Genomic DNA, 12,777 nt, shown 5'->3' with positions numbered 1-12,777 from the left:
GAGCACTCCTCCCGCCTCCCCGCGACCGCGACCCCGTTCTTGCGAACGAGACGGGAGATCATGCTTGGAGTCGCGCCCGGCGCACGACGGACGAGCCCGCTCGAGCCCGTCGCCGCCGACGCCGGCCTCCTCGACAGGATCGCTACAACCCACGCGAGCCCCCCGATGGTCCCGACGATCCAGACCGAACGATTGCGTGGCGAGCGGATCCGGATGGAGGACCGCGAGGACCTGCTGGTGATGCACCGGGACCCGAAGGTCATGGCCACGCTGGGCGGGGTCCGATCGACAGACGAGTCGGATCGATTCTTGAGTGAAAGTGTCGAACATTGGGATCGGCACGGCTTCGGCCTCTGGATCCTGCGGGAGCCGGGGACCGGGAGGTACGTGGGGCGGGCGGGCCTGAGGCACGTGGATGTGGGCGACGGGCCGGAGATCGAGCTCGCCTACGCGCTGATGTCGGAGTTCTGGGGGCGGGGCCTCGCGACCGAGGTGGGCCGCGAGATCCTCGGGATCGGGTTCGGGCCGCTCGGCCTGAAGCGGCTCGCCTGCTTCACATCCGCCACGAATCTCGGCTCACGGCGCGTGATGGAGAAACTCGGATTCACGTTCGATCGCGAGATCATCCACGGTGGTTCCCCTCACGTACTCTTTCACACTCATGTGTCGTCTTCGTAAGATGACCTGCGCAAACCTGGATCGATTGGAAAACTTATCGTCATGAACCGGAGAGATATTGACAAGCAGCTCAATCATCATAACAATTTACGAGATGAGGTTGTATCAGGCCACGGCGTTGTGACCTTGACAGTCGTAAAAGCCGACGAAGAAGTAAGCCTAGCCTTCTCCTAATCAGTAGGTGAAGAGGCCGGGCCCGGTCTGGGCGCACCTTTACCGAGTTCTCAAAGGCGAGCTTGACGAATCGTCAAATCACTCGCAATTCATTAGTGAATCGGAGGATGATTGGATGGCAACCGCGACGGGTAGCAAGACTTCCGCGACCAAGGCAAGCAAGACCAAGAAAGAGGCCGCCGAGCGCCTCAAGCTGGCTCAGCGTGCGGCCACCCTGCTCAAGCAGGTGAGCGACCCCACCCGCCTCCAGGTGATCCTGATGCTGGACGAGGGGGAGAAGCACGTCGGCGCCCTGAGCGAGCACCTCAACCAGAGCCAGCCGGCCGTCAGCCACCACCTGGCCCTCCTCCGCCACGGCGGCATCATCGCCCCGCGACGCCAGGGCAAGAACAACTTCTACGCCCTGACCGAGGTCGGCGAGGAGCTGGCCAAGGTCGTCAAGACCGTCATCGCCTGAGTCCGGTCCCGGCTCGTTTCGGCCGCGTGGCATGCGCCGCTTGTGCGTCACGTGGCCTTTTCGACCCCGCCTCGACGGACACGTCCCCAGCTTCGCCTGATCGGCGTTCGCCTCTCCCACCTCAACCCATCGAACGCCACGATCCGACCCACTCGGACGGGAGCTACCGGCGTCCGCCAACCGGCCTCGCCCGCCTCCCGCGTCGAGTCGCGTCCGTCGGGGGACTCCTCCCCGATTCACATCCGAACGAATTCGCATTCGTAGACGCCTTGTAACCGGCCTCGTCCCGCCTCAGGCCGGGCCGCGGGCCTGATCGCGCCTCGCCCCGGCGACCATCCCGCCTCCTCGGCCAGGCCTCGTTCGAGAGGCCCACGCACTCATCGATGAAGCGTATCCCGCATGGGCGGTAGACGTCTTCACACCATGCTTGAAACCCGGCTCGAGGGAGCGGCCTGGATCCCCACGCCTCGATGGTTCGAACCGGGCGCGGTGCTCAGGCGTGACGCTGCCATCCGCTCGAGGCGACGAAGTTCGAGGGGCGGCTCGAGGGCGAGGATGACGGGGCCTGGATGACCCGGCAGGCCCGGCAGATCTGCGCGAAGTCGAGCGGCTTCTGGAGGATCGCATCCGGGTTGAGGTGGAGCAGGGCCTTCTTCCGGGCCGCCTCGTGGCAGCCGGTCGTGACGATCACGCGGCAGTTCAGGTTGCGCTCGCGGATGGCCATGAGGACCTGCTCCCCCTCGCCGTCGGGGAGCATGAGATCGAGGAGCACGCAGTCGGGCGCCTCATCGAGGAGGGATAGGCCCTCGGCGACCGTCGCCGCCGAGAAGACCTGCCAGCCTCTGAGGCGGAGCAGCATCTCGAGGGCCCGTCGCGAGATCGCATTATCCTCGACGATCAGGAGGCGGCCGGTCGTCCTGTTGTGTTCGCTCATTACTTACGACTCCCGTCGATCTCATTCCCGAGAGGGAAATGGTGCTGGCTTACTCTTCCCGCGTCGTGCAGTGAACACCCATGGTTCCAATAGCGATGGCCCGAAGGCCCTCGTCGGCCCCCGCGTCCATTTCGGCCTCGGCGTCATGCCGGTCACCCGACCGGACTTCGGCGTCGGCGGCGGCCCCGGTTGGGGAGCCGCGGGGGCCCGCGAACGGCGCGAGATCGTCGGGGCGACGGCCCCGAATCCCATGGATGACTCGCCCTGTCCCGCTCGTGAACGTCATCAAGTTCGAGACGACCCTCGTCGATCCAGGTCCCCGGTTCGGAGCCCCGAGACGTCGTACCCCGCGCGAAACGCCGGGGATGGGGGCGAAGACGGCCGGGATTCTTCATCGATTTCGAATACCATCATATCATCCTGATTTCGCGAATGGAGCCAGGGCCTCGGCCACCGCACCGATCGCCCTTCCTGCCGCCGCACGACGCGATCCGGGGGACTGGGCGGCGGGGAGGGTCCCCTGCACCGCCCCGCCTTCGGGCCTATCGCATCGGGAGGTTCATCCGGAGCCGGCTTCCTGACATACGAATGCGATCCGCTCGGCGTGAGTCGTTCGGGGTTCCACGTCGACCTTGACGTGCCTGACTTCGTCGCCTAATCGGCCATTATTGGAGCATGTGGGACGCACATCTCATTAAGAATTAAGGTCGCCTCCCATAGCACGTCAAGCGAAAATTTTCCGTGTAGAATCGCGGCCTCACTTGACGAGATTGCAACCCAATTTAGTTGGTCACGTCGAGCCTTTTCTTGAGAAGGCCGAGCCCTCCTGCGGGACGCGAACTCGCCCCGTCGCGCCTCGCTCTCGACGCCTCATCGGCACGCCGACGCAGCCATTTGCATGGGTACTCGGGATCGAACGGTGGCTTGAGGATGCCGGCGCGACGGCCCAATGGATGAGGTCGCCGAGCCTCCCCACCCCTCCAGATACGCCCGCCTGCGCAGGCCCCGCTAACGGCGAGTTCGGCGGCGTCCAAGGACCCCGGGATATCGGCCCGATCGCCCCTAAATACGCGGACATCGCGCCTGCTAAAGCCGGGCGATATCCACGAGTCTTCGTTTCTTGGGATCTTTTTATGATTGCGTCTTAGCCCGACCATTCCCGGCCCAAACTCGGGCGAACGGGAGGGCATCCGGTTGGAGGCGGTGCCTCGGGTCGCTACACTCGTTGGCGGAATGACAAGGTCGGCTGATTATCGATGTTGTCCACGGAGCGAGAACTCAACGATGCCTCGATCACTCGTCTCGGGACTTGCGGGAGCCCTGGTGGTCATGAGTTTAGGAAGCCCGTCCCAGGCCGAAACCAGGAACAAGGGGACTTACCCGGACGCCCCCCGGTCCGACACGGTCGACGACTATCACGGCACCAAGGTCGCCGACGTCTACCGGGCCCTCGAAGACCCCGACTCGGCGCCGACCCGGGCCTGGATCGAGGCCGAGAACAAGGTGACGGGCGACTTCCTCGGGTCGATCCCCGCGCGTGAGACGATCAAGAACCGCCTGCTGGAGCTCTGGAACTACGAGAAGTTCGGCGTCCCCGTCCGCGAGGGGGGCCGCTACTTCTACTCGAGGAACAGCGGGCTCCAGAACCAGAGCGTCCTCTATACCTTGCCCTCGCTGGATGCCGAGCCGAAAGTCCTGCTCGACCCGAACACGCTGTCGAAGGACGGCACGGTCGCCCTGGCCGGCACGTCGATCAGCCACGACGGCTCGCTCCTGGCCTATGGCCTGGCCGCGGCCGGCTCCGACTGGCAGGAGTGGAAGGTCCGCGACGTGGCCTCGGGCAGCGATCGCGAGGACCACCTGAAGTGGATCAAGTTCTCGGGCGCCTCGTGGACCAAGGACGGCGCAGGCTTCTACTACAGCCGGTTCCCCGAGCCCAAGCCGGGCGACGACCTCAAGGGGGTCAACTACTACCAGAAGCTCTACTTCCACAAGCTCGGCACGCCGCAAGGTGAGGATGTCCTCGTCTATGAGCGTCCCGACCAGAAGGAGTGGGAGTTCCACGGCAACGTCACCGAGGACGGCAAATACCTGGTCATCACGGTCGCCAAGGGGACGGACAACAAGTATCGGATCCTCTACAAGAAGCTGGACGAGCCGAACTCGCCGATCGTGGAGCTGATCGACAACTTCGACCATGAGTACTCGTTCATCGAGAACGACGGCCCGGTCTTCTGGTTCAAGACCGACCGCGACGCCCCCAGGGGCCGCGTGATCGCGATCGACACCCGCAAGCCGGCCGTCGAGGACTGGAAGGAAGTGATCCCGCAGTCTGCCGAGACCCTCGGCGGCATCTCCGTGATCGCCGACCGTTTCATCGTCTCGTACCTCAAGGACGCGCACACGCAGGTCAAGGTCTTCGGCCTCGACGGCACATTCCAGCGCGAGGTGGACCTGCCTGGCCTCGGCACGGCCGGGGGCTTCGGCGGCAAGCGTTCCGACAAGGAGACCTTCTACTCGTTCGCCTCGTTCAACTCCCCGCCGGTCGTCTACCGCTACGACATCGAGGGGGGCAAGAGCACCCTCTTCCGCAAGCCGAAGCTCGCCTTCGACCCGGCCGATTATGAGACGACGCAGGTCTTCTACGAGAGCAAGGACGGCACGCGCGTCCCCATGTTCATCAGCCACAAGAAGGGGATCAAGCTCGACGGCCAGAACCCCACCCTGCTCTACGGCTACGGCGGGTTCAACATCGCCCTGACCCCCGCCTTCAGCGCCAGCAACCTCGTCTGGATGGAGATGGGGGGCATCTTCGCCCAGCCGAACCTCCGCGGCGGCGGCGAGTACGGCGAGGAGTGGCACAAGGCCGGCACCCGGGACCGCAAGCAGAACGTCTTCGACGACTTCATCGCCGCGGCCGAGTGGCTGATCTCCCACAAGTACACGTCGACCCCCAAGCTCGCGATCATGGGGGGCTCCAACGGGGGCCTGCTCGTCGGCGCCTGCATCACCCAGCGTCCCGAGCTCTACGGGGCTGCCTTGCCGGCGGTGGGCGTGATGGACATGCTCCGGTTCCACAAGTTCACGATCGGCTGGGCCTGGGTCGACGACTACGGCTCGTCCGACGACGCCGCGCAGTTCAAGTCGCTCTTTGCGTATTCGCCGCTGCACAACGTCAAGCCGGGGACCTGCTACCCGCCGACGATGATCACGACGGCCGACCACGACGACCGCGTCGTGCCCGCGCATAGCTTCAAGTTCGCGGCGGCCCTGCAGGCGGCCCAGTCGTGCGACAACCCGATCCTGATCCGGATCGAGACCAAGGCCGGCCACGGCGCGGGCAAGCCGACGAGCAAGATCGTCGAGGAGGCCGCCGACCGCTGGGGCTTCCTGACCAAGGTCCTCCAGATCAGCGTCAAGCCCTGACCCTCGCCCCGCCAGTCCGACCTGAGGATGGGGCGTCTCGAGACCTGCCGGCCGGCAGAGGTCGGGACGCCCCTTCCCGTTTCCCCCCTCCCGCTTCGATGAAGCTCATCCCCCCTACGAGGAGATCCCGACTCATGCTCAAGGTTCGATGCCTCGTCCTCTCGCTGTTCCTCGGGGCGCTCGCCGGCCCCGACCTCGCCCAGGCCGAGGAGGTCGCGGTGGGGATCGCCGCGGTCGACATCACCCCGCCCCGCGGCTACCGGATGGCCGGCTACTTCAACGAGCGGACGAACACGGGCACGAAGGATCCGCTCTTTGCCAAGGCGATCGTCTTCCGCCAGGAGGACCGCCGGGCCGCGCTCATCTTCTGCGACCTGATCGCCATGCCCCAGGAGATCTCCTCGAACGCGCGATCCCTGATCGCCGAGCGTTGCAAGATCCCCGTCGAGAACGTCGCGATCTGCGCCACGCACAGCCACACCGGGCCCCTCTTCTACGGCGTCCTGCGCAAGCACTTCCACGAGCGTGCCATCGAGAAGAATGGCAAGGATGTGCTCGAAGAGGTCGATTACCCGGCCAAGCTCGTCGAGTCGCTCGTCGAGGCCGTCGTCAAGGCGCAGGCGGCGCTGGCTCCGACGAAGCTCGCCGCCGGGATCGCGCAGGAGGATCGGCTCGCGTTCAATCGCCGGTTCCACCTCAAGGACGGCCGCGTGGTCTTCAACCCCGGCCTGCTCAACCCCAACATCGCGAAGGTGGCCGGGCCGATCGACCCCGACGTGGGGCTGATCAGCTTCGCCGAACCGGATGGGAAGACGCCGAAAGGGATCCTGACCGTCTACGCCCTCCACCTCGACACCGTCTCGGGGACCGAGTACTCGGCCGACTACCCCCACTTCCTCGACGAGGCCATCAAGAAGGCGCTGGGGCCGGACGTGCAGTCCCTCTTCGGCACCGGGACCTGCGGCGACATCAATCACATCGACGTGAAGACGACGACCGTCCGCAAGGCGGCCGAGATCGGCGGGGAGCTGGCGAGGACGGTGCTCGCGAAGCTGCCGAGCCTCGAGCCGATCGCGGCCCCCTCGCTGGATGTCGCGCGTGCGGTGGTCGAGGTGCCGACGCAGACGGTCAAGGCCGATGAGGTCGCGAAGTCCCGCTCGCAGCTCGACCTCGTCGGGGACCCGAAGCTCGCCTTCCTCGACGCCGTGCGCACGGTGACGGTGGTCGACCTCGCCGACAACTACCCCAAGGGGACCGTGCCGCTCGAGGTCCAGGCCTTCCGACTGAGCCCCGACGTGGCGATCGTCACGCTCCCCGGCGAGGTCTTCGTCGAGATCGGCATGGCGATCAAGAAGGCCTCGCCGTTCAAGACGACGCTCGTCATCGAGCTGGCCAACGACATCCCCTCGTATGTCCCCACCAAGAAGGCGTTCTCCGAGGGGAGCTACGAGATCGTCAACTCCCGCGTCCTCCCCGGCGGCGGCGAGGCGATGGCCGACGCGGCGATCGGCCTCCTCAAGAAGCTGGCCCGTTGAGATCGCGTTGGAGCCTCCCCTCGCGTTCAGCCGAGGGGAGGCTCCCAGCCGACGTGGGCCATCAGGAGCCGGAGGCCGTGGACGGTGACGGCCAGCGCGGTGACGCAGCCGAGGATCATGATCGCCCGGCCGAGCCCCGGGCGATGCCGCTCGATGACCTCGCTCAACACCAGGATGAAGCCCACCAGGCCGAACTTGAACATCGTCATCCCCGCGATGTTCCAGCGCGAGTAGAAGAAGTCGGCGACGGGGTTGGCCTCGTAGAAGTTCCCCCCCTGCCAGAGCAATAAATACGTCATCAGGAGATCGCCCAGGCTGAACAGCACGAGGACCACGGCCTCGGTGCGCAGGCGGCTGTGGTCACTGAAGAGGAACCGCAGCGTCGCGGCACTCCGACTCTTCTTGCGGTCGTCCACGGGTCGATACTCCGATCGGCCTCAGCGCCTCGAGGCGAGGTAGGCCAGCAGGTCGCGCAGTTCGGTCTCGGTCAGCAGGTCCGGCAGCCCGTTGGGCATGATCGAGTTCGAGAGCCCATGGCGTTCCGAGACGTCGGTCTCGCGCACCTTGAAGAATTCCCCCTTCGCGTCGACGTATGTCGTTTCATCGAGGTTCGTTCGCACGAGCATACCCGTGAGGGATTTGCCGTCGGCCGTCTCGATCTGCCAGGCCTGGTAGCTCGGGCCGACCTCGTTGCTCGGCTGGAGGATCGACTCGAGGATCCGCCGGCGATCCGTCCGCCCGATCGTGCTGAGGTCGGGGCCGACGTCGCCGCCGCGGCCGTCGACCCGGTGGCAGCGGTAGCAACCGGCGAGCTTCGAATGGAAGAAGATGCGTCGCCCCGCCTCGGGGTCGCCTTGGCCTTCGAGCCGCGCGAGCCAGGCGTCGACGGCATCGACCTTCGGCCGACCCTCGGCGAACGGCTCGCCGAGCGCCCGCCTCGCCAGCGATGAGGTGCCCGGATCTTTCTGCGCCACCCGATTGAGCCGATCGCGGGCGGAAGCGTCGAGCGGGGTCTGCACCAGGGAGCGGAGGGCCTCGTCGCGCAGCTCGGGCCGATCCGACTCGGCGAAGGCGAGCAGGTCGGCGACGATCTCGCCAGCCGAATCCGCCAGCCCCGCGATGGCCTGGGCCCGCTCGGGGAGCCCCGCCTTGGTGTCCTTCGCCTCGGCGACGAGGCGACCCTTGCGCCCGGGGGCGGGGCGGTCGCAGAGGACTCGGGTCGCCTCCAGGCGCAGGGCCGGGTCGTCCCCGGCGATGAGCTTGCCGAGGAAATCGGGCGTCAAGGCGGGGTGGTTCGACGGGATCAGGCGCAGGGCCGCGACGCGCTGGGCGGGGTCGACGCGAGGGTCGGCCACGCGCTTGAGGTACTCTCCGGCCAGGGCCGACTCCTGGACCTCCTGGCCCCGGAGCCTGGCCGCGGCCGTCGCGTAGGCCGAGTACATCCGGACGTTGAGCCTCGGATCCGCCATCGCCTCGTCGATCGCGCGGGCATAGCCCGTGAGCTTCTGGTCGGAGACCCACTTCGCGGCCAGGAACCGCACGTCGTCGTCGGGGTCGGCGAGGAATCTGGCGACCACGCGGCTCGCCTCGGGCTTGCCCGTCGCGCGGTGGGCGAGCAGGAGCCCCGCCCTCGCCTTCGGGTCGGCGATCGTCTGGCGGTCGGCGGCCTCGAGCAACGCGGGGGCCGACGCGAGCCTCTGCACGGCCGCGTTGCGGAGGAAGGGGTCGGGCTCCGCCAGGGTCGCGAGCAGGCGCGGGAGGTCCTCGATGGATTCGAGCGCGGCGACGGCCTCCATCCTGACCCCGGGCGGATTCTTGGGGTCGAGGAAGGGCCGCGCGTCTCCCCCCTTCCCGGCCGCGAGCGAGCGGACGGCGACGGCCCTCAGGCCGTGGTCGGCGTCGTTCGAGGCGATCGCCTTCAGATCCACCTGCGCATCGCCCGCGACGGTGAGGGCGGTCAGTGCCGTCGCGCGGATGCGGACATCCTTGTTGGCGAGTTGTTCGCGGAGGTAGGCACGCCCGGCGCCATCGGACGCGAGGGCTTGCGCGGCGGCCTCGCGGGCGGGCCGGTGCCCGCTCAAGAGCGCCTGCTTGGTGTCGGAAGGGCGTTCGGGCTTCGTCCGAGAGCTGGCCCGGAGGTGCCAGACGGCCCCCTTGCCGTGGAGGTTGTAGTCGCTCAGGACCCAGTCACTGAAGAAGAGGGAGCCGTCGGGGGCGACGGCCAGGCCGACGGGGCGGAAGTCCTTGCCGCCGCGGACCAAGGGCTCGGCCTCCGACGTGAACGAAGCCCCGCGCGGCTTGAGCTTGTAGCGGTCGATCCGGTGGTCGGCCCAGGTCGGGACGAGCAGGTTGCCGAGGTATTCGGGCGGGAGGCCGTCCGACTCGTAGCTGAGGACCTCGGTGGGGGATTCGCCGGTGCCGGCGAGCATCGGCAGGGTGCCGGGCAGGTCGCCGTTCCACGACTGGAAGACGTGCCGACCCGACCGGCCGTAGCGGAACTGGTAGCCGTAATCCCCTCCCTCGACCACGTTCAGGAGCCGGCAAGGGGGCATCGAGTCGGGGTCGTTGTCGATCGTGAACAGCCGGCCGAAGATGTCGAAGCCGTTGCCGAAGGGGTTCCAGAAGCCCGTGGCGACCTTCCGCAGGTTCTTGCCATCGGGCGAGCATGTGAAGATATTCCCCCCTTCGCCGCCGCCGAGGATCCGGGCCCCGTCGGAGCCCCGGAGGATGTAGTCGGCGCCGAGGTTCTCGCCCAGGCCGAAGTAGAGATCCCCCTTGGCGTCGAAGGCGAGCCCGGAGAGGCCGTTGTGCGGGTAGTCGCCGGCCGTCTCCAGGAAGACGACGCGGCGAGTCGCCTCGGCCTTGCCGTCGCCGTCGGCGTCGGCGAGCTTGAGGATCTCGTTGCGCGTCGCCAGGTAGACCGAGCCCGACGGGTGCGCGGCGATGTCCATCGAGAAGCGGGTGCCCTCGAAGAAGGTCGTGATCCGATCGGCCTTGTCGTCCCCGTCGGTGTCCTCGAGCAGGCGCACGCGGTCGGCGGCGGGCCCTTGATAGCCCTCGGGGCGGAAGTGCGTGTGGCTCTCGATGACGAGCAGGCGCCCCTTCGCGTCGAAGTCGATCGAGATCGGCTGGACGATGTCGGGCGAGGCGGCGTACTGGATCACCTCGAGCCGCGGGTCGAGCGCCTTCGGGCGATCCGCATTGGTGTCGTCCGCGCCGAGGACGACCGCCGCCGGGGCGACGAGGCCCGTCCCCAGCAATCCCAAGGCCCAAACCCGGCGAAGCCTGATCCCGAACATGGACACGACCCTCTCCCTCTCATTCGAACCTCGACGCGCAGCGGCGTCGCAGGATCGGAGGATAACAGTCGCGTCCCGCCGTGTCTTCGATCTTGTGAGGGAGAATCCGCCGACGCGTCGAGGATCAGCGAGCCGCCGTCGCCTCGGGGAACGGAAGCCCCGGCAGTCCGCCGCGGCGCTCGAGGTCGTCGCGGAGCCGCTCGAAGATCCGCCGATGGCCCAGGACGCTCGGGTGGTTGTCCCAGCGCGAGACCTGCATCTGGGCCTCGTTCAGGTCGACGAAGGCCTCGGAGAGGTCGAAGCTCTCCAGGCCGTTCCGCGACGCCAGGTCCCGCATGAGCCGGAACATCCGGGGGCTGAGCGCCTTGCGATCCGACCTCGGCAGGATCGCGACGGCCAGCGGCACGCCCAGCCGCCTCGACTCCGAGGCCCAGCCGGCATAGACGCCGTCGAGGACCCCCTCGGATTCCCCCTTGAACTTGCGGTGGAAGGAGTCGTTCGAGTCGGAGCCGGAGACCCCCGCCCGGTCGAGCGCCTCGCGGAGGAAGTCGTAGGGGACCGGCACGCGTTTACGCAGCACCATCTGCAGATGTTCTTCTTCGAGCAGGTAATCGAGCGCGGAGGCCTCGCAGAGGAACCAGTCGGCCTGGACCTTCGCCCCTTCCTCGCGGAGCCGCTCGAGGCGACGCGCGGGGGAGTCGCCCGAGACGGCCAGGTTCAGGACCTCGACCTTGCGTGAGTCGCCCAGACGTTCGCGGAGCCAGCCTTCGAACAGCCTCGGGTACGTCACCTCTTCCTCGACGCCGTGGCCCATCGTGTTCGACGAGCCGAAGCAGACGACCCGGTACGTCCCCTCGGGCTTGGCCGTGGAGAACTCGGGCGTGCGGTAGCCGTGGCTGTTCGTCCGGAAAGTCGTGGCGTTCCAGGCGATCTCGAGGTTCGGGCGCATCCGCCAGCGGACGAAGCCCGGCACCTCGTCGACGATCCCGGCGTCGCGGAACGGGATCACCGCGCCGGGCTCCGGGGTCGCCCCGGCGACCTTGGCTTCGGCACCGGGGTCCGGGTCGGCTTCGTTGGAGACGTCGAGCAGGTTCTCGTAATAGCCCTTGGCGGCCCCCTGGCGGAGGTCGTCCTCGACCCGCGACTCGCCCCGGAGTGAGGCCATCAGCGCCGACTCGCGGCCGACGATCGACAGCGAGAGGAAGAGGATCGTCACCAGCGGCGAGTATCCCATGCTGCGCAGGGGGCCCGAGCCGGCCCGCGCCCCGGTCAACACCTTACGCATCAGTCGCAGCATGGGAACACAACCTTTACCATATGCCGTCATTTTTGAAAGAGTCGGGCGACGGACGGGGCCGGTCGTCGAGGGCGTCGGCATCCCTCGCGGTCGAGGGGATCGCGACCCGGCGATTCAGGGCGCATTTGCGGGCGATTCCGGAAGGGGCGACTGGGTATACTCCGAACCCCACTCGCTGTCAAGCCGAAGCAGCACCCGCCAGATCACCCCAAACTGTTTCCCAACAAAAACTTAAGGCATCTCGCCCTGCGACAGCGGGGCCGTCGCGGCGACGCCGTCCCGAGGGCCCGCGCGTGCGTCTCCGTACATTTTTCGTAACTTCGGGCCGTCCGGCTGCAACCCGTTTTCACGACGCGACCGGAAGGACGACCCGACCCCCTCCGACGAAGGCGCGACCGGCCTCGCACACTCGCATCGCGAGACGCACAGTATCACATCTGCACTCTTGGATTCCTCCATCCTTCGGGCTGAGTTCCGAGCCCGGGATCAACGCCCGGAAAAGGGTCCGATGGCGACACCAAAACGAATTCCATAGAACATGCCTAAAATAGCAAAACGAGGACAAGCTAGGATTTGGAGGCGGAACTTAGGCGCGATGCGTTGTATCGGCGAGAGGGCGCGAACGGCGGCGGGCATCGGAAACGCGATCCCAGCGTTTCATGTTCGATTCTCAATCCCAACGACGCAAGAATAACACCGCTATGTTCGGTTTCGTCTCGATAAAGTTTCAAAGAAAATGATCCGATACGATGATTTCGACACTCTGGAATGCGACTCATCCGTGGTGCCATCGCCTTATCCGGTCTGCATTTACGGCGATTCCGGTTCTCTCGCCTGGTAATTTGGGGGAAATGAGGAACTTGACAAACAGCCGATCGTCGCGTTTAATCTAACCAAAGTCATCAGGATTTGCGGACCCGCTCTTAACGCGATGATGCAGGTTGGCACGGCTCCGATCACCGGGGAGTCGGCCGAGC

8 protein-coding genes are annotated in these 12,777 nt (G+C 66.7%); 4 read left to right on the top strand and 4 right to left on the bottom strand.

The annotated features are described in order from the left end of the window. The first annotated feature begins 60 nt into the window (after positions 1 to 60). On the top strand, positions 61 to 678 hold the full coding sequence (locus tag ACOYYX_RS05350) for a GNAT family N-acetyltransferase (protein WP_422928902.1): 618 nt from the start codon (positions 61 to 63) through the stop codon (positions 676 to 678). A gap of 289 nt (positions 679 to 967) precedes the next feature. Continuing rightward, positions 968 to 1,309: an ArsR/SmtB family transcription factor gene (locus ACOYYX_RS05345; RefSeq protein ID WP_422928901.1), complete on the top strand. Its 342-nt coding sequence runs from the start codon at positions 968 to 970 to the stop codon at positions 1,307 to 1,309. A gap of 493 nt (positions 1,310 to 1,802) precedes the next feature. Here the strand turns inward: ACOYYX_RS05345 and ACOYYX_RS05340 are convergent, their stop codons facing one another. Next, positions 1,803 to 2,243, bottom strand: a complete 441-nt coding sequence (locus ACOYYX_RS05340; protein WP_422928900.1) for a response regulator — start codon at positions 2,241 to 2,243, stop codon at positions 1,803 to 1,805. 1,329 nt (positions 2,244 to 3,572) lie between these two features. Between ACOYYX_RS05340 and ACOYYX_RS05335 the strand changes: the two genes are divergently transcribed. Together ACOYYX_RS05335 and ACOYYX_RS05330 are read left to right on the top strand one after the other, a co-directional pair. After that, on the top strand, positions 3,573 to 5,669 hold the full coding sequence (locus ACOYYX_RS05335; protein ID WP_422931595.1) for a prolyl oligopeptidase family serine peptidase: 2,097 nt from the start codon (positions 3,573 to 3,575) through the stop codon (positions 5,667 to 5,669). 134 nt (positions 5,670 to 5,803) lie between these two features. Further along, on the top strand, positions 5,804 to 7,204 hold the full coding sequence (locus ACOYYX_RS05330) for a neutral/alkaline non-lysosomal ceramidase N-terminal domain-containing protein (RefSeq protein ID WP_422928899.1): 1,401 nt from the start codon (positions 5,804 to 5,806) through the stop codon (positions 7,202 to 7,204). A gap of 26 nt (positions 7,205 to 7,230) precedes the next feature. On the opposite strand, the gene ACOYYX_RS05325 is transcribed toward ACOYYX_RS05330, so the two are convergent. From ACOYYX_RS05325 to ACOYYX_RS05315, 3 genes are all read right to left on the bottom strand, one after another. Next, on the bottom strand, positions 7,231 to 7,620 hold the full coding sequence (locus ACOYYX_RS05325) for a DUF5658 family protein (protein ID WP_422928898.1): 390 nt from the start codon (positions 7,618 to 7,620) through the stop codon (positions 7,231 to 7,233). A gap of 21 nt (positions 7,621 to 7,641) precedes the next feature. Then, positions 7,642 to 10,503 (bottom strand): PVC-type heme-binding CxxCH protein, encoded by a 2,862-nt coding sequence (locus ACOYYX_RS05320; RefSeq protein WP_422931594.1) that lies wholly within the window; start codon positions 10,501 to 10,503, stop codon positions 7,642 to 7,644. Between the two features lie 124 nt (positions 10,504 to 10,627). Next, a complete protein-coding gene (locus ACOYYX_RS05315; RefSeq protein WP_422928897.1) occupies positions 10,628 to 11,800 on the bottom strand; it encodes an SGNH/GDSL hydrolase family protein in 1,173 nt (390 codons plus the stop codon). Positions 11,801 to 12,777 lie beyond the last annotated feature (977 nt).

Source organism: Singulisphaera chitinilytica, assembly GCF_049331405.1.
Classification (GTDB): Bacteria; Planctomycetota; Planctomycetia; order Isosphaerales; family Isosphaeraceae; genus PoT.
The sequence above is the reverse complement of the archived record's forward strand: the minus strand, read 5'-3'. Positions and strand labels throughout refer to the sequence as shown.

Coding starts and splice junctions, on each gene's coding strand:
- ACOYYX_RS05350 (WP_422928902.1), top strand. CDS start 61: ATGCTTGGAGTCGCGCCCGGCGCACGACGGACGAGCCCGCTCGAGCCC.
- ACOYYX_RS05345 (WP_422928901.1), top strand. CDS start 968: ATGGCAACCGCGACGGGTAGCAAGACTTCCGCGACCAAGGCAAGCAAG.
- ACOYYX_RS05340 (WP_422928900.1), bottom strand. CDS start 2,243: ATGAGCGAACACAACAGGACGACCGGCCGCCTCCTGATCGTCGAGGAT.
- ACOYYX_RS05335 (WP_422931595.1), top strand. CDS start 3,573: ATGAGTTTAGGAAGCCCGTCCCAGGCCGAAACCAGGAACAAGGGGACT.
- ACOYYX_RS05330 (WP_422928899.1), top strand. CDS start 5,804: ATGCTCAAGGTTCGATGCCTCGTCCTCTCGCTGTTCCTCGGGGCGCTC.
- ACOYYX_RS05320 (WP_422931594.1), bottom strand. CDS start 10,503: ATGTTCGGGATCAGGCTTCGCCGGGTTTGGGCCTTGGGATTGCTGGGG.
- ACOYYX_RS05315 (WP_422928897.1), bottom strand. CDS start 11,800: ATGCTGCGACTGATGCGTAAGGTGTTGACCGGGGCGCGGGCCGGCTCG.